15 protein-coding genes are annotated in these 17,400 nt (G+C 57.9%); 11 read left to right on the forward strand and 4 right to left on the reverse strand.

Annotated features, from left to right (window positions below; all coding sequences use genetic code 11):
* Nucleotides 1-126: 126 nt before the first annotated feature.
* From ASC85_RS14500 to ASC85_RS14510, 3 genes are read left to right on the forward strand one after another with little or no spacing between them, the layout of a single operon-like run.
* Complete coding sequence (locus ASC85_RS14500; RefSeq protein WP_057449939.1) at nt 127-807, forward strand: C39 family peptidase; 681 nt, start codon at nt 127-129, stop codon at nt 805-807.
* Between the two features lie 58 nt (nt 808-865).
* On the forward strand, nt 866-1,612 hold the full coding sequence (locus tag ASC85_RS14505; RefSeq protein ID WP_057449941.1) for a hypothetical protein: 747 nt from the start codon (nt 866-868) through the stop codon (nt 1,610-1,612).
* 46 nt (nt 1,613-1,658) lie between these two features.
* Nucleotides 1,659-2,942 (forward strand): transporter, encoded by a 1,284-nt coding sequence (locus ASC85_RS14510; protein WP_057449943.1) that lies wholly within the window; start codon nt 1,659-1,661, stop codon nt 2,940-2,942.
* Nucleotides 2,943-3,105: 163 nt separating this feature from the next.
* On the opposite strand, the gene ASC85_RS14515 is transcribed toward ASC85_RS14510, so the two are convergent.
* A complete protein-coding gene (locus tag ASC85_RS14515; protein WP_057449945.1) occupies nt 3,106-4,431 on the reverse strand; it encodes a sigma-54 dependent transcriptional regulator in 1,326 nt (441 codons plus the stop codon).
* Between the two features lie 341 nt (nt 4,432-4,772).
* Here ASC85_RS14515 and ASC85_RS14520 point away from each other — a divergent pair, with 341 nt between their 5' ends.
* The 3 genes from ASC85_RS14520 (at nt 4,773) to nhaB (ending at nt 8,110) form a co-directional block, all read left to right on the forward strand.
* Entirely contained in the window at nt 4,773-5,039 is a 267-nt protein-coding gene (locus ASC85_RS14520; protein WP_057449947.1) for a hypothetical protein, read from the forward strand.
* Nucleotides 5,040-5,222: 183 nt separating this feature from the next.
* A complete protein-coding gene (locus tag ASC85_RS14525; RefSeq protein WP_057449949.1) occupies nt 5,223-6,512 on the forward strand; it encodes a hypothetical protein in 1,290 nt (429 codons plus the stop codon).
* A 95-nt stretch (nt 6,513-6,607) separates the two neighbouring features.
* Entirely contained in the window at nt 6,608-8,110 is a 1,503-nt protein-coding gene (gene nhaB, locus ASC85_RS14530; protein WP_057449950.1) for a sodium/proton antiporter NhaB, read from the forward strand.
* Nucleotides 8,111-8,270: 160 nt separating this feature from the next.
* Here the strand turns inward: nhaB and ASC85_RS14535 are convergent, their stop codons facing one another.
* From ASC85_RS14535 to gnd, 3 genes are read right to left on the reverse strand one after another with little or no spacing between them, the layout of a single operon-like run.
* Nucleotides 8,271-9,092, reverse strand: a complete 822-nt coding sequence (locus ASC85_RS14535; RefSeq protein WP_057449952.1) for a Cof-type HAD-IIB family hydrolase — start codon at nt 9,090-9,092, stop codon at nt 8,271-8,273.
* The gene (zwf, locus tag ASC85_RS14540) at nt 9,089-10,609 is read right to left on the reverse strand and encodes a glucose-6-phosphate dehydrogenase (RefSeq protein ID WP_057449955.1); all 1,521 of its coding nucleotides are present in this window, start codon (nt 10,607-10,609) and stop codon (nt 9,089-9,091) included. Before zwf ends, ASC85_RS14535 begins: the two co-directional genes overlap by 4 nt.
* Complete coding sequence (gene gnd, locus ASC85_RS14545; RefSeq protein ID WP_269085258.1) at nt 10,606-11,610, reverse strand: phosphogluconate dehydrogenase (NAD(+)-dependent, decarboxylating); 1,005 nt, start codon at nt 11,608-11,610, stop codon at nt 10,606-10,608. Before gnd ends, zwf begins: the two co-directional genes overlap by 4 nt.
* 250 nt (nt 11,611-11,860) lie before the next feature.
* Between gnd and ASC85_RS32620 the strand changes: the two genes are divergently transcribed.
* The 5 genes from ASC85_RS32620 (at nt 11,861) to ASC85_RS14565 (ending at nt 17,378) form a co-directional block, all read left to right on the forward strand.
* Nucleotides 11,861-12,034, forward strand: coding sequence for a DUF6026 family protein (locus tag ASC85_RS32620; protein WP_164488483.1), 174 nt, complete (start codon nt 11,861-11,863; stop codon nt 12,032-12,034).
* A gap of 354 nt (nt 12,035-12,388) precedes the next feature.
* Nucleotides 12,389-14,128 carry a phosphoethanolamine transferase CptA gene (locus ASC85_RS14550; RefSeq protein WP_057449959.1) on the forward strand — a complete coding sequence of 580 codons (1,740 nt, stop codon included), beginning with the start codon at nt 12,389-12,391 and terminating at the stop codon, nt 14,126-14,128.
* A 508-nt stretch (nt 14,129-14,636) separates the two neighbouring features.
* Nucleotides 14,637-15,842 carry an AMP-binding protein gene (locus ASC85_RS14555; RefSeq protein WP_156395642.1) on the forward strand — a complete coding sequence of 402 codons (1,206 nt, stop codon included), beginning with the start codon at nt 14,637-14,639 and terminating at the stop codon, nt 15,840-15,842.
* Between the two features lie 11 nt (nt 15,843-15,853).
* Nucleotides 15,854-16,567, forward strand: coding sequence for a hypothetical protein (locus ASC85_RS14560; protein WP_156395643.1), 714 nt, complete (start codon nt 15,854-15,856; stop codon nt 16,565-16,567).
* Between the two features lie 13 nt (nt 16,568-16,580).
* Entirely contained in the window at nt 16,581-17,378 is a 798-nt protein-coding gene (locus ASC85_RS14565) for a DUF3050 domain-containing protein (RefSeq protein ID WP_057449965.1), read from the forward strand.
* The last annotated feature ends 22 nt before the right edge of the window (nt 17,379-17,400 follow it).

The raw sequence follows: 17,400 nt of genomic DNA on the forward strand, positions 1-17,400 counted from the left end.
TCGCGATGAGGTCGTTACATAAAACGCCTCTGTTGGTTGTAAAACCGCTATCGCGAGCAAGCGTTGCTCCCACGGACTCGCTCCCACAGGGGGCTTTTTCCTGGATGCCCACTAGGCGTATTGATCATGCGTGTCACTGCCGTTTCCCTGCTGCTCTGCCTGGCCTGCGTGGCCGAAGCAGCGCAGATGCCGGTCGCCGCCCTGCCTGGCGGCATGCTGGTCTACAAACCGGTGCAAAGCGTACGCGAACGCAAGTTCAGCGACATCGTCGAGCAGAAAACCGATTTCAGTTGCGGTGCCGCCGCGCTGGCCACGGTATTGCGCCAGGCCTATTGGCTTGACGTCGATGAAGAGCACGTCATCAAAGGCATGCTGGTCAATGCCGACCAGGACCTGGTTCGTACCCAAGGGTTTTCCATGCTGGACATGAAGCGCTACGTGGAAGCCATCGGCATGCGCGCCCGAGGCTACCGGATACCGCCAGAGAAACTCGAAGCGGTGACGATTCCGGTGGTGGTCCTGATGGAGATACGCGGCTACAAGCACTTCGTGGTGTTGCAGCGGGCCGACAAGCAATGGGTCTACATCGGCGACCCGGTGCTGGGCCACAAGCGCTACGCCCATGATGAGTTCGTCAAAGGCTGGAACGGCATCGTCTTTGCGATCGTCGGCCCGGGCTATGACAAGACAAATGCGCTACGCAGCCCTCCCCAACCACTGACAGCACGTAACAAGCTGGACGGTTTCAACCCGGTCAGGGATGCGGAACTGATGGATTTCGGCTTCATACAGAGCGACTTTTTTTAATCGCCGACCAACTGCCAACATAAGTACAAAAAGGAGCAGGACGCTCCGGGAGCAGCACATGAAAACCTCACACTGGCTGTCGCTGGCCTGCCTGCTCGCGACCGCCTCGGGCTACGCCCATGCGGGCTTCAAACCCATCGAAGTCAAGGACCAGGAGCTTGCCGAGCTGCGCGGTCGTTATGTCATGCCCGGCCGAGTCATCAGCTTCGGCATCGTCATGAGCAGTACCTGGCGCAACGCCAGCGGCGACTTGATCGGTGCCACCAGCGCCATGCAGATCCAGGCCGCCACCGTCAAACCCGAATTCTATGTCTCCACCATCAAGCAGACCGGCAACGGCAGCGCCCCCGAACAGGGCAGCGGCAACATTACCGGTGGCGCCGGCCTTGGCACGAGCCAGGGCGTGACCCAGAGCGTGCGCGCCGCTGGCGACGGCAACAGCGCCTACAACAACGTCAACATCAACGTAAAAGAGAGCAACCAGGCGCCGGCGCTCGTGCCTTCCCAAGGCCAGTTGCTGACCAAGGGCCAGACCATCAGCGGCAGCAACGCCGCCGGCAGTGTCGCGGTCACCGCCACCGGCAACGGCGTGCAAATGGCAATCCAGGCCAGCCACAACCAGGGCAACTCCCTGCAACAAGTGGCCCAAGGCGGCTTGCTGCAAAACACCCGTCTGCTGGGAAACAGCAACCTGGTCAACAACATGACGCAGCTCAACGTGGTGCTGAACAACAACGGCCCCAGTGCCGGGGCATTGGACTGCAACCTGACTCAGTTACGTGGTCTTCGAAACCTCGGATATTGAACTACGCTGATTTGCGACCATTAGGCAATTAGGGACGGCATATTTCATGTATCGATCCGTATCGTTGCGCGCGGTGATGTGTTTAAGCACGTTGTTCCCGGTAACCGTATTGCAAGCGGCACCGGATGCGGACATCGAGACACTGAAACAGGAACTTCTTGAGCTCAAGCAACGATACGAGGTCCAGCAAAAAGCCCTGGCGGTGCTCGAACAGCGGGTTCGCCAAGTGGAGGATCAACCCGCCGCGCCACCACCCAAACGCCTGGCCAAATCCCCGGCCGACTTGAAAGGCAACCAGACTGTGGCCGGCGGCGGTGCGACAACGGCTGGCGGCAGCGGCTATGGCCAATCCCTGGCCGATGATTCCCAGCCGGCCCAGAGCGTCTCCAACCTCTATGACGAGGCCAGCGGCTTCTTCGGCGGCGGTAAATTCAGTTTCGAGACCGGCGTGACCTATTCGCGCTACGACACACGACAACTGATCCTCAACGGTTTCCTGGCCCTGGATTCGATTTTCCTGGGCAACATCAACCTCGACCGGATCAAGGCCGACACGTGGACGCTAGACCTCACCGGCCGTTATAACTTCGACAACCGCTGGCAGTTCGACCTCAACGTCCCGGTGATCTACCGCGAATCCACGTACCAGTCAGGCGGCGCGAATAACGGCGCAGCCGGCGTCACCAGCGAAGAAACCGTGACCCGCGACCCGACGATCGGAGACGTCAACTTCGGCATCGCCTACAAGTTCATGGATGAGTCGGTCAACGCCCCGGACGCGGTGGTCACCCTGCGGGTCAAGGCCCCCACCGGCAAGGACCCGTTCGGCATCAAGCTGCGCCAATCCCAGGCCAACACCAACCTGTTCGTGCCTGACGACCTGCCCACCGGCAACGGTGTATGGTCGATCACGCCCGGCCTTTCGCTGGTCAAGACCTTCGACCCGGCGGTGCTGTTCGGTACCCTCTCCTACACCCATAACTTCGAAGAATCGTTCGATGACATCAGTTCCACGGTCAACCAGAAGGTCCCGGGCAAGGTGCGGATCGGCGACAGCTTCCAGCTCGGCGCGGGCATCGCCTTTGCCTTGAACGAGAAGATGAGCATGTCGTTCTCGGTTTCTGACCTGATCCAAAAGAAAAGCAAGCTCAAACAGGACGGCGGCGACTGGGAATCGGTGGTCTCCAGCGACGCCAACGCCGGCTATTTCAACATCGGCATGACCGTCGCCGCGTCCGACAACCTGACCATCGTGCCCAACCTGTCCATCGGGCTGACCGACGATGCGCCGGACTTCACCTTTAGCCTGAAATTCCCGTACTACTTCTGACGCTCTTAAGGGTATGTGATGAGCACATACCCCAAGGGCACTGCAAAACCACTGTGGGAGCCAGCTTGCTCGCGATGAGGCCCTTTCAGTCAGCATTGATACTGAATCAAAGACCGCTATCGCGAGCAAGCTCGCTCCCACAGGGGATGTGCGCAGGCTTGAGTCAGCGGATCTGATGCTTGTGCAGCAGACGATAGAACGTCGGCCGGGACACGCCCAGCACCCTGGCGGCCACGCTCAGGTTGTCGCTGTGACGGTTGAGTACATCGCTCAAGGCCTGGCGCTCGGCGCGGGTCTTGTAGTCTTCCAGCGTCCCCATCGGCGCCGCGACGCCCTGGTGGCTGGCCAGGCCGAGGTCGCGGGCTTCGATTTGTCGCCCTTCGGCCAACACCAAACCGCGCCGGACGCGGTTGGCCAGTTCCCGCACATTGCCGGGCCAATCATGCATGCCCATCGCCACCAAGGCATCTTCGCTGAAGCTGCGGGGACGGCGACCGGTTTCCTGGCTGTAGAAATGGGAAAAGTGGCTGGCCAGCATCGCCAGGTCACCATGACGCTCGCGCAGCGGCGCCATCACTACTTGCAACACGTTCAAGCGGTAATACAGGTCCTCGCGAAACCGCTTGTGCTCGATGGCCGCCTCAAGGTTCACATGGGTGGCCGCCAAGACCCGCACATCGACCGCGATCGGCTGGCTGCCACCGACCCGCTCAATGTGTTTTTCCTGCAGGAAACGCAGCAGATTGGCCTGTAGCTCCAACGGCAGGTCGCCGATTTCATCGAGAAACAACGTGCCGCCGTGGGCCGCCTCGATCCGCCCGATCTTGCGTTGGTGAGCCCCGGTGAACGCGCCCTTCTCATGCCCGAACAATTCGGATTGGATCAGGTGCTCGGGGATGGCACCGCAGTTGATGGCGATGAACGGCTTATTACGCCGGTGAGACTGACAATGCAGGGTGCGCGCCACCAGCTCCTTGCCGGTACCGCTCTCCCCCCGGATCAATACCGGCGACTCGGCGGGCGCCAACTTGCTCAACAATTTGCGCAGTTCGCGAATCGGCTTGCTGTCGCCCAGTAGTTGATGTTCGGGCTGATCGATATGGATCGAACCCTGCCCCCGCAGGCGCGCCATGCCAAACGCCCGGCCCAGTGTCACCTGGACCCTGGATACGTCGAACGGCAAGGTATGGAAGTCGAAAAACCATTCGCAGACAAAATCACCGACGTTTTGCAGACGCAACACTTCCTGGTTGAGCACAGCGATCCATTCGGTGCCGCTACGGCTGATCAGCTCCTTGACCGCTTCCGGGCGCTCCAGGTGAAAAGGCTGCAACCGCAAAAGGCCAACGTCACACGTCCGATCGCTGGCGTGTTCGAGGGCGCAACTGTCCACATCCCAACCAATGGTGCGCAGACCTGGCAACAGGCGATGGCAATCATCGCAGGGATCAACCACGAGCAGACGACGTGACGTACTGGCTTCGATCATGACTGATCCTTGGCGCCAAAATAAGGAAATATGATTAGAAACAGGCGTTTGGCAAACCTGCATGTAACAGTAGCAAGAAGTTGACGCTCCCTTGTATCAATTGATTATCGAGATTGCGTCAAACTGGTTATAAGCAAGCGCTTCGTTAGTTAGCGCAGGTCTGTTTGTTTCAGGGTGCTTTCAAACAAAAGTCCAAAAGCCTGGTCTGAAAGAAAATCGAAATTTATTTAAATAATGTGTGACCCGCTTGCGGGTTCGGGACATCAGTACAAGTAACCAGCCGCACGGTACGCCCAACCGACGGCACATCATTTGTTTGGGCATACTTAAGAGAAAACGCCATGAACGCCCCGCTCCGTATCAACGAAGCTCTTTTGATTGCCGACCGCGCATTCCGTCCTTTCCACTGCGTGGCCTGGGCTCCACAAGACGGTAACGGTGAACTTAGCCTGACCGTCGTCGACCGCACCAATACCCATATTGGCCGCACCCAGATTCCAAGCAGCGCCTATACCGACCCGGTCCAACTGGCCGATCTGTTGAAACAGGCCCGGGATGAACTGAGCCAGGAAGGCTACACATTGCAATCCTGGTCGATGCCTGAATAACCGCCGGTAAAGCCTGTTATCGATTGCAGGCTTGGCTCTGGGTTGTAAAGCCATCGTTATGGCACGAATCGCCGCTGTATCCGTAGAACATGACAGTTGTGCATTGTCACATTCAGGGATTGAATGTTGCCCTCATGCAGTCGTCGCCCCTTCGGGCTGCTCGACACGCAAGGAGAGGCAGGCATGCTCGATCAGTTCGCGTTTGTGTCCCCCAGGGCCATGGCCCACGCCGGCCAACTTGACCCAGGCTTTGCCACCAACGGCAAAGCCTGGGTTCATTTCGAAGACAGTACCTCGAGCCTGACCACCGGATTGACCCTCGATCACGCCGGACAAATCCTGGTTGCAGCCAGGGTCGAGACGGCCCACGGCAGTCGGTTCGGGCTGGCGCGACTCAACCACGACGGTGAGATTGACCCGGACTTCGGTACCCGTGGCTACGTGATCGGCGCGTTTGAACACGGTTTCGAAGCGACGGCAGGCAAGGTGATCGTGTTGCCCGATGGGCATATCCTGCTGTCCGGCCTGCACTACGAAAGCAACGACCACACCCTTCCCGCCCTGGCGCTGTTCGACCAGCAAGGCCGCGCCGTTCAAAGCTTCGGCAACGCCGGCCGACACATCATCAGGCTTTGCGGCAATCTCTCCCAAGGCCTGCGCGACCCCTGGCTACCGCCCGGCGTGCCGGGGCTTGAGGCTTGCGACATGCAAGTACAGGCCGATGGCCGGATCCTTGTGCTCGCCAACCACCACTATCAATTTTCCGATCATGTCGGCGTGCTGATCCGGCTCTTGCCCGACGGGGCATTGGATCCTTCGTTCAACGGTCGCGGTTTCGTGATGGTCCGACGCTTGTTGAAAAATACCTGGCTCGGCTGCCTGCTGCTCCAGGCTGACGGTCATATTGTCGTCGGCGGCGCCATCGACTTGCCCCAGCATGGCTTGATTGCCCGTTATGACAGCAGCGGCAAACTCGATGACAGCTTCGGCGAAAATGGCTTCCTGTCCATCCTGGCGCAGGGGCACAGCGTGATGGTCAGCCAAATCGTTCAGGATACGAGCGGTGATCTTCAGGTGTTCGGCAGCAGCCGCGATCCGATGCATAGCCTGTCGCTGAAGGTACGCCCCGACGGCAAGCCGGACCGTCATTGCAACCAGGGCCAGTGCCAGCTCATGGCGATCGGGCGCAATGCCAGTCAGTGGACCGCCGCCCAGCTTCAAGCGGACGGAAAACTGGTGACCGCCGGCGCCACCATCGGCGGTATCGAGGCCGATTTCATACTTGCCCGACATCTGCCGGATGCCAGTCTCGACCCGGATTTCGGTCAGGGCAAAGGCTGGGTTCGCACTCGACTCGGCTACAGCCTGGACACCGCCACCACCCTGGCTATGCAGGCTGATGGAAGAATTCTGGTGGGCGGTTATTCGCTCCAGGGGCATTATCGAGCGGTGGTTGCGCGGTATTGGGCCTGAGTCGTTTTGTCGCGGGTGAACGGTATTTATTCTTACGCTTGATATTCCTCATTTCTTACGGCAAGTTGCGCGCTTCTAATTAAAAGGAGCAGCCGATGTCCGGTTCAATGGCTCAGGCTTTTGCGCATAACTTTCTGGGGCACTCACCGCGCTGGTATAAAGCGTGCATCATCACCTTCCTGATCCTCAACGCCGTGGTGCTGTGGACCCTGGGCCCGGTCGTTGCCGGCTGGATGCTGGTGGTGGAGTTCATCTTCACCCTCGCCATGGCTCTTAAATGCTACCCGCTGATGCCTGGTGGGCTGCTGATGGTCGAGGCTCTTGCGCTGGGCATGACCACGCCCAAAGCGCTGTACGATGAGCTGCTGCACAACTTCCCGGTGATCCTGCTGCTGATGTTCATGGTGGCCGGGATCTATTTCATGAAGGACCTGCTGCTGTTCCTGTTCTCGCGCCTGCTTTTGGGCGTGCGCTCCAAGGCGCTGCTGTCCTTGATGTTCTGCTTTCTCTCGGCGTTCCTGTCTGCGTTCCTTGATGCATTGACCGTCACCGCGGTGATCATCAGCGCCGCGGTCGGCTTCTATGCGGTGTATCACCGTGTGGCTTCGGGCAACGATCCGCGCCAGGACAGCAATGTCGATGAAGACCACGATCTGCCGTCGAGTCATCATGAAGATCTCAATCAGTTTCGGGCGTTTCTACGCAGTCTGCTGATGCATGGCGCCGTAGGCACCGCGCTGGGCGGCGTCTGCACTCTGGTAGGCGAACCACAGAACCTGCTGATCGGCCATGAGATGGACTGGCATTTCGTCGACTTCTTCCTGAAAGTCGCGCCGGTGTCGCTGCCGGTGCTGGTGGCCGGCCTGGTGACCTGCGTAGCCCTGGAAAAACTGCGCTGGTTCGGTTACGGCACGCTGCTCCCGGACAACGTACGTGCCGTGCTGGCCGATTATGCCGAGCAGGACAATCGTGAACGCACCTCACGCCAACGCGCCGCCCTGATCGTCCAGGGCATTGCCGCGCTGATCCTGATCGTGGGCCTGGCCCTGCACATTGCCGAAGTCGGCCTGATCGGCCTGATGGTCATCGTGTTGATTACGGCCTTCACCGGCATCACCGACGAGCACAGGCTTGGCAATGCGTTCAAGGACGCCATGCCGTTCACCGCGCTGCTGGTGGTGTTCTTTGCGGTGGTGGCGGTCATTCACGACCAGCAATTGTTCACGCCGCTGATCCAGTGGGTGCTGGGCCTGCCCGCCGACCAGCAGCCCGGCATGCTGTTCATTGCCAATGGCCTGCTGTCGGCCATCAGCGACAACGTGTTCGTGGCAACCATCTACATTACCGAGGTCAAACAGGCCTTCATCTCCGGCCACATGAGCCGCGAACAGTTCGAGACCCTGGCGGTGGCCATCAACACCGGCACCAACCTGCCGAGCGTCGCCACACCCAACGGCCAGGCTGCATTCCTGTTCCTGCTGACCTCGGCAATCGCCCCGCTGATTCGCCTGTCCTATGGCCGTATGGTCTGGATGGCCATACCCTACACCGTGGTAATGGGTGGCTTGGGCTGGTATGCGGTGACTTACTGGTTGTAAAAAACTTGGAACATCGATGGCAAGGAGATCCCACTGTGGGAGCAAGGCTTGCCCGCGATGAAGGCGATACGGTCTATCAGGAACCGAGGCGCCTGTTTCGCGAGCAAGCTTTGCTCCCACAGTGAGAATGAATTCCCCTGCCACCAAAGGCCAGGGCATCCTATCGCGGCAAGATGTAGCGTTCGATCGCCAGCGCCGCGCCGTCGTCGATAACCGCGGCGGTCACGACGTCCGCTTGGCGCCGGATCGCCTCCTCCGCCTGCCCCATTGCAATCGACAATCCCGCTCGATGGAACATCGCCGGGTCGTTACCACCATCCCCCATGGCCGCCGTCTGCTCCAATGGCACATCAAGGAAGGCTGCCAGGGTCGACAGTGCTTCCCCTTTGTTGGCCTTCATCGCAGTCACATCCAGGTAGATCGGTTGCGAACGCGACACCTGGGCCTGGCCCTTGAGCAGCGGATGCAACCGCGCCTCCAGCTCCACCAGCAGGTCGGTGTTGGCGCTGGTGGCGACGATCTTGTCGATCCGCTCCAGGTACGGCTCGAAACTCTCGACTTCTACCGGTGGGTAGCCCAGGCCACGCGTCTCCACCGGCACCATCGGACCGTCGGCGTCGCGCACCAGCCAGTCGCCATCGGCAAATACCCAGACTTCGATGCCAGGCTGATCGGCGTACAGGGCCAGAGTGGCCAGCGCTGCCTCGGGTGGCAGGTAGTGGACGGCAAGAAAGCTGCCATCGGGATGAACCAGCGTGCCGCCATTGAACGCCGCCGTGGGCAGGTCGACACCCAGGGCCTCGATCTGCTGCAACATGGCCCGCGGCGGCCGCCCGGTGGCGAGGCTGAACAGTACACCGGCCTCGCGCAATGAGCGAACCGCCTCAATGGTGCGCTGGTTCAGGCTGTGGTCGGGCAACAACAATGTGCCGTCCATGTCGCTGAGCAGGAAACGGATGGGATGCTTCACCAGATCACTCATCCTAGATCGTGCCAGACGCGACTGTCGCGGGTCAGCAAGTCATCGGCGGCCGCCGGGCCATCTTCGCCGGCCTTGTAGGGCTGGACCGCCGCGTCCTGCTGCCAGGCATCGAGGAACGGCTGCACGGCGCGCCAGCCGTTCTCAATGTTGTCAGCGCGCTGGAACAGCGTCTGGTCGCCGGTCAGGCAATCGTAGATCAGGGTTTCGTAACCTGTGGACGGCTGCATTACGAAGAAATCCTTGTAGGCAAATCCCAATTCGATATTGGCCATGTCGAGTGCCGGCCCCGGCCGCTTGGCCAGCAGGTCGAACCACATGCCTTCATTGGGCTGGATCTGGATTCTCAAGTGCGTAGGTTGCAGTTCGTCGACGTCAGTGTCGCGAAACTGCGCGTAGGGCGCGGGCTTGAAGCAGATGACGATCTCCGTGTCCCGCACGCTCATGCGCTTGCCGGTGCGCAGGTAAAACGGCACGCCGACCCACCGCCAGTTGTCGATCATGACCTTGAGGGCGACGTAGGTCTCGGTGCTGCTGTCAGGCGCCACGTTGGCCTCCTGGCGATAACCGTTTACCGCCTTGCCGCCGACTTCACCGGCAGTGTACTGGCCGCGGACCGAGTTGGCCCGGGCCTGCTCCGCCGACCAGGGCCGGATCGCCCCCACGACCTTGGCTTTTTCCCCACGCACTGCGTCGGCGCCAAACGCCGCTGGCGGCTCCATGGCCACCATCGCCAGCAGTTGGAAAAGATGATTGGGCACCATGTCCCGCAGGGCGCCGGTGTGTTCATAAAAACTGCCACGGGTTTCCACGCCGACGGTTTCGGCGGCGGTGATTTGTACGTGGTCGATGTAGTGGTTGTTCCAAAATGCCTCGAACAGGCTGTTGGAGAAACGGCTGACCAGAATGTTCTGCACCGTTTCCTTGCCCAGGTAATGGTCGATGCGATAGATCTGTTTCTCGCTCATGACCTTGAGCAGGCAAGCATTCAGCGCTTCGGCGGTGTGCAGGTCGGAGCCGAACGGCTTTTCGATCACCACCCGCCGGAAGGCCCCCTCCTGCTCCTGAAGCAGCCCGGCCGCACCGAGGCGGCTGACCACTTCACTGAAAAAGCGCGGCGCGGTCGCCAGGTAGAAAACCGCGTTGCCGGTGCCGCTGGCAGCGATTTTCGCCGCCAGCGCCTGGTAGGTGCTCTCATCGAGGAAATCACCCTGGACGTAGCTGATGCCCCGGGCCAGCTTGGCCCACAGCACCGGATCGAGCGCCCGGTCGGCCTCGCCGCCCTTGCTCGCCGCTTCGTTACGGATGAAATCCTCGAGTTTCTTGGCAAAATCCACATCGCTGATGGCGTTGTGGTCAACCCCGATGATGCGCAGCCCATCGCCCAGCAGACCGTCGCGACTGAGGTGGTAAAGCGCCGGCATCAGCAGACGCTTGACCAGATCGCCATGGGCGCCGAACAGAAACAACGTGGTCGGAGGCGCGGGTTCTGCCTTGGATTTGCTGCCGATCGAGGTCATTTTTTCGGCGCCTCCACGTGGCCGCCAAAGCCGAAGCGCATGGCCGAGAGCATTTTGTCACCGTACGTGCTTTGCTGGCGCGAGCGGAAACGGGCAAACAACGAACTGGACAGGACCGGAACCGGCACCGCTTGCTCGATGGCAGCCTCGATGGTCCAGCGCCCTTCACCGCTGTCGGCGACTTCGCCGGAAAAACCGTCCAGTTTCGGATCGCTGGCCAACGCGTCGGCGGTCAAGTCCAGCAACCAGGACGACACCACGCTGCCGCGACGCCAGACTTCGGCGATATCGGCCACGTTCAGGTCGAAGCGCTGCTCCAGTGGCAGGCTTTCGCTGGATTTGGTCTTGAGGATGTCAAAGCCCTCGGCGAAGGCCTGCATCATTCCGTATTCGATGCCGTTGTGGATCATCTTCACAAAATGCCCCGAACCGGCCGGGCCCGCGTGGATGTAGCCGCGTTCGGCGCGGTCATCGTCGGATTTGCGGTCACGGGTGCGCGGGATGTCGCCCATGCCCGGTGCCAGGCTGTCGAACAGCGGGTCCAGGCGCTTCACCACTTCGGCATCGCCGCCAATCATCATGCAGTAACCGCGTTCCAGGCCCCAAACGCCGCCGGAGGTGCCGACATCGATGTAGCTCAGGCCTTTTTCCGACAGGGCCTGGGCGCGACGGATGTCGTCCTTGTAGTACGTATTACCGCCGTCAATGATCACATCACCCGGCTCCAGCAGTTCGCTGAGGACGTTGATGGTGTCTTCGGTGGGTGCGCCGGCCGGCAGCATGACCCAGACCGCCCGTGGTTTCTCCAGGCCGGCGACCAGTGCCGGCAGGTCCGCGACGCCCGTGGCGCCTTCCTGACGCAGGTTTTCGACAAAAGCGGCATTGCGGTCATAGACGACGGTGGTGTGCCCATTGAGCATCAGGCGCCGCGCAATATTGCCGCCCATGCGGCCCAGTCCAATGATCCCGAGTTGCATGTGCTGATGCTCCCTACTACAAATAAAGGTAAGTCAAAAATTTAGCTCGTACGACACGTGGAGGTTAGTCCAGAGCATTGCTGCATAGTTTCCGGGTAATTCGAGCGATCACAAGGGATAACGCTCAAGATCCGGCCGAAGACACAGCGACCATGAAAAATAAAAAAGTTCCAATCACAAGCAAAAGAAATCAGAATCGGCGCCGATAGTAGAGGTGTCGACCAAATACTGGCGACATCTCTATAGTTGATGTACGCCATTTGCGAGGTGAGCAATGGGCCCTGTCGTTACCGCACGTCCTCCCCAAACCCTTTATGTGACCATTCGTCGCGATGAATTGCGCCTACTCAAGGAAGAACGCGATCTACTGCTTGATGAAGTGACGCAGCTGCGCATGCAGTTGCAACACGCACAGCTGCCCCACCAGAGCCAGTCCCTGGCTCGGTAACCGCCCCAGAGGGTAGGAGCTGGCGAAGCCTGCGATCTTTTGATCTTGATCTTTCGCTGAGACTTAACTGTCTGGGCAAGATCGCAGCCTCGTTGCACTCGACAGCTCCTACATAGCTCCTACATAGCTCCTACAGGCGCAGGCTAGCGGGCGCAAGCTCTCTCGCCCCAGGATGGGGCGCCTCTTTGCCTGTCTCGCTACCGGCTCATCCCCTTTCCTGCATTTTGTATCCGAAAAACTCACAAACTTTTCACAACCGACTCGCGATACTCCCCGCCTTTAAGGTTGCTCGGCGTATGCCTGCGGTCACCAATCCGGTGCCGACAGCGTCGTCGATAAAGGCTGGAGCGCTTGATGAGTTTGTTCAAACGCAGCAAAACGACTGCGAAAGGTTTCGACTGGGCCGGGTTTGGCTGGCTGTTTCTGTTCTTCTGGTACTTCTCTGGCATCACCCAACTGCTCATTCTGGTGAGCGACACCTCCGGCTTTACCGGCTTTCGCCAAGCGTTCGTGATGAGCGCGGTGTGGTTGGCGCCCATGCTGCTCTTCCCCGCCCGCACGCGCGTGCTCGCTGCCTTGATCGGCGTGGTGCTGTGGGCCTGCTCCATGGCCAGCCTCGGCTACTTCTTCATTTATCAGCAAGAATTTTCCCAGAGCGTCATCTTCATCATGTTCGAATCGAACGTGTCTGAAGCCGGCGAATACCTGACACAGTATTTTGCCTGGTGGATGGTGGCGGCGTTCCTGGCCCACACCGCCGTCGGCTATTGGCTCTGGACCCGCCTGCGCCCGGTGTACCTGCCCCGGGGCCAGGCCATGGTCGCAGCATTCGCCATTGTCTTGGCCGTGGTCGGTTATCCGCTGATCAAGCAGACCCAGCGTACCGGCAGCTTTGCCGGTGGCCTGGAGAAATTCGAAGATCGCATCGAGCCGGCGGTGCCGTGGCAGATGCTGGTGGCGTATCGTCGCTATGGTGAGCAGTTGGAGAACATGCAAGGCATGCTCCACAGCGCCAGCAAGATCGCCCCCTTGCGCAACCTCAAGGATGCCATGGCCAACGAGCCGGCAACCCTGGTGCTGGTGATCGGCGAATCCACCAACCGCCAACGCATGAGCCTCTACGGTTACCCGCGGGAAACCACGCCGGAGCTGGACAAGCTCAAGGGCCAGCTGTCGGTGTTCGATAACGTCATCACCCCGCGCCCCTACACCATCGAAGCGCTGCAGCAGGTGCTGACGTTCGCCGACGAACAGAACCCGGATCTGTACCTGAGCACTCCGTCGCTGGTCAGCATGATGAAACAGGCCGGCTACAAGACCTTCTGGATCACCAACCAGCAGACCATGACCAAGCGCAACACCATGCTCACGACCTTTTCCCAACAGGCCGACGAGCAGGTGTACCTGAACAACAACCGCAACCAGAATGCCGCGCAGTACGATGGCGACGTGATCGAGCCATTCAACAAGGCCCTGGCCGACAGCGCCCCGCGCAAGCTGATCGTGGTACACCTGCTCGGCACCCACATGAGCTACCAGTACCGGTATCCGCCGACCTTCAACAAGTTCACCGACCGCCAAGGCGTACCGGCGGGCCTGCGTGATGATCAGGTCCCGACCTACAACAGCTACGATAACGCGGTGCTGTACAACGACTTCGTCGTGTCCAGCCTGATCAAGGACTACGCCAAGACCGACCCCAACGGCTTCCTGCTGTACCTGTCGGACCATGGTGAAGACGTGTTCGACTCCTCGGGCCACGGCACCCTGGGCCGTAACGAAGGCAAGCCGACCGCGCCGATGTACACCATCCCCTTCATGGCCTGGGCCTCGCCCAAGTGGCGCGAAAGCCATGACTGGAACTTTGCCGGCGACCTGTCGCGCCCCTACAGTAGCTCGCACCTGATTCACACCTGGGCGGACATGGCTGGCTTGAGTTTTGATGAGCTGGACCACAGCAAGAGCCTGGTCAGCGATGATTTCAAGCCCCGTCCGCTGCTCATCGGCGACCCGTATCAAACCCCGCGCAAGGCTTTGATAGACTTCAGCCTGATGAAACCCAAGGCGCCGTTGGCTGAAGTCGTGCAGAAATAACCGCAACCCGCGAGGCTCAGCCAGCGGCTTAACGGAGCGCCCAAGATCAAAATCCAGGCAGCTATCGCCGGCCTGATTTGACGAGGGCGCGCATTTATGTGCAAACAGGCAGCACGCGATCGCTGCCTCTGAATAAATGCTGGGGTCAACTGCCCCAGCTTTTGATCCCCCGCCATCAGCTTTCACCGAGGCTCGAGCAACAGCACCGTAGACCCTGGGCCCCGGCCGAACAGGCCGAACGTGGCGCAGCTACCGGGCCACGGCATTCCCTTCAAGCAGCACCAGGCAAACCCCGAAACATCCGGCTATTTCAAAGCACTCTTAAACTACCCCGCCTTCGTCGTCTTGACGCCACTACGCCCTATTTTGTGCAACGTCCGGCCATGCCCCCTCGAACGAGTTCCTACAGAGCAGGCAGCAGAAAAACTAATAGTTTTGATAGTTGCGATTAAAACTATGGAATGACATCTTCTGGCCCAGGATCACGGACAATCAAGTAAGGGATGTTATGCATTTAGTCATCACGGCAAACCGAAGGAAAGCCGCTGAATTTTTAGCTTCAACGAACGAGGAAGGGAAAAATCATCCTCAGAATCATTTCGATGAAGTTGATCTGGAGAATATGCTTCAAGATATTCCCATTCAGAAAAAAAGTGACCTGATTGATTATGCCGACGAGCATCGCGACTCGTTTCTAGAGAATGCGGTGTTATTCAGCGAAACCTCGGGAACAACAGGCAAACCGCTTCAAACACCACGCGGCAATATCGAGCTTAGGTGGAATACGCAGAACCAGATGTACGCGTACTCCAGACTGCTAAAAAAAAAGCAGGACAGAGTTGCAATCATTCATCCAGGCATGTTGAGCCCGTTTATCGAGGCCACTACATTTGCCTTGAAAAAACTCGAAGTCGGTTACGTCAAAGTCTTCCCGATCGAGGGTATCTGTGATTATCGCCGCATCCGTGATGTTTTGGTGAGGTATGAAATCACTACCATCATGACCACGCCATCCCTGGCTTTGAAAATATTATACGAGATCAAGAAGCTTGACGAGGGCGTGGAGTTAAAGCTCAACAAGGTGCTATTGACCGGGGAACTGATCACAGAGGCCTGCGAAGCAAATTTTAAGAAAATTCTGGGTGCGGATTGTAAGGTCGTCGCTTTCGTATACGGTGGCAGCGAAACAGCTAGCTTGATGTATGGAATCGGTAACGGACAATACCTCCCCTTCCACGAAGATTTTATCTTTGAAATCGTCGACGGTGAGGTCACGATAGCGAACCCCGAAGAATATATGGTCAAGGGAGAGCTGCATGTAACTTGGCTTAAAGGTGGGTTGCTACCCATAAAACGTTATAACACCAACGATGTGTTTGAAGTAACGGTCAAAAAAAATCACCCGTTCAAGTTCAAACCGTTGGGCCGCATTGTGAACCTGCAAGAAGGCTACCCCTGTTCCGCCCGATTGGAAGAGTTAATTTACAGCTTAGAACAACCTGTTTTCAACTACGTTGCAACCTGCTCTAAAACCGAGCAAAGCATTAACATCGACCTGATTGCACTGGGCAGCGATCAAATAATCGACGAGGTGCACTTGAAATTAGCAAAAGAATTTCCGAATTATAAAATAACGGTGCGCTTGAATGTGGCGAATGACCCATTTATGCAATTCGCCCCAAAACCCAAACTGACTCGCTACACGATTAATTAAGGATAGAAATAATGACTTGGTGGATGGTGGATCTTCTAATAATGCTCGCCTACGGATTGCAACATACCGTGTTGACGACAAAGGTTTTGGTGCGCGGATACAACGCCATATTACCCGCTTGGAGCTGGAACATAAGCTACAGCATCATGTCCGTCATTACACTCTTGCTGGCTTTCCATTTTTGGGCGCCATCGGGTGTGTACATTTTCTACCTGACGCCAGGGAGCATTCCGTTTCACCTTATGACCATTTCGCTGGCGGCGTCGCTCTTTTTCTTCTTTTTTTGCTTTAAATACACTACGTCTTTCTGGCAATGGTTGGGTGTTCGCCAAGTTGCGGCAAGGCTTAAAAATGAACAAATGCCAGCGTATTATCGTGTTCGCCAACAGGGTATAAAAAAATACATTCGGTTTCCGCATCACACGTGTTTAATCCTGCTGTTCTGGACTCACCCTGTAATGACCCTGGACACGTTGTTCCTGGCAATCGGCGCCACCATCTATCTCTACTTAGGTACTTATCATCAGGACCTGCGAGGTCTGGCAATGATTGGCGAATCCTGGCAGCAATATCGAAATGATACCGCTCTTTTAATTCCGACACCTAAAGTGCTGAAGCGTATGTACCGTGATTTCACTGGCAAAGGTGATAGCGAAATCGAAGCCAAAACCGCTCAACAAAATACCACGCCTACCGATCAGCCGATCGCTGTCGAAACCAATTGAAAAGGACGTGCATATGTTCAAACAACAACTGAATCAGCTGCAAACAACACTCGAAAACCACGAAATTTACAACTACATCAAAACTCCAGCTCATCTGAAAATTTTCATGGAATCCCACGTATTCGCTGTTTGGGACTTCATGAGCCTGGCGAAACGCTTGCAAATTGAGCTTACTTGCACCCGTTTGCCGTGGTTCACGCCGGAGGATGCCAAAAAGGCGCGTTTTATCAACGAAATCATCTTGGGCGAGGAAAGTGACCTGGGAGACGACGGTCTACCTGCCAGCCACTTTGATATGTATTTGGCGGCCATGGCCGACATGGGCTGTTCGAGACACAAATTCGACCTATTTGAGCAACATTACCGCAGCGGAACGGATCTGGAGCGGGCCCTCGAATTAGCCGACGTTCCGAGTTACGTCATTAAATTCGTTCGCCAAACGATAGCTACCGCACTCGATGGTCGTGCCGAAGAAGCCGCGAGTAGCTTCTTTTACGGTCGAGAGGATGCCATTCCACAGATGTTCCAGGCGCTACTTGATCAATGGGGCCTGAAAAAAGAATCGGCTCCACGATTTGTTCATTATCTGCAACGGCATATTGATCTGGACGGCGACGAGCACGGGCCGGCAGCGATGAAGATTTTGTCGGACCTGATCATCGACGAGCATGCCGAAGCTGCTGCGTTGCAGGCAGCGCAACAAGCAATCAGTGCGCGTATTGCTTTGTGGGACGGCATCCTGGCAGATATGAAAAAACATGACGCCGCGTCCCATCATCAAGAAGCAAGCGCGCATCTTGAGTTGGCTTGAATCTATTATGCGAACAGGGATT

Source organism: Pseudomonas sp. Root401, from assembly GCF_001425105.1.
GTDB lineage: Bacteria > Pseudomonadota > Gammaproteobacteria > Pseudomonadales > Pseudomonadaceae > Aquipseudomonas > Aquipseudomonas brassicacearum.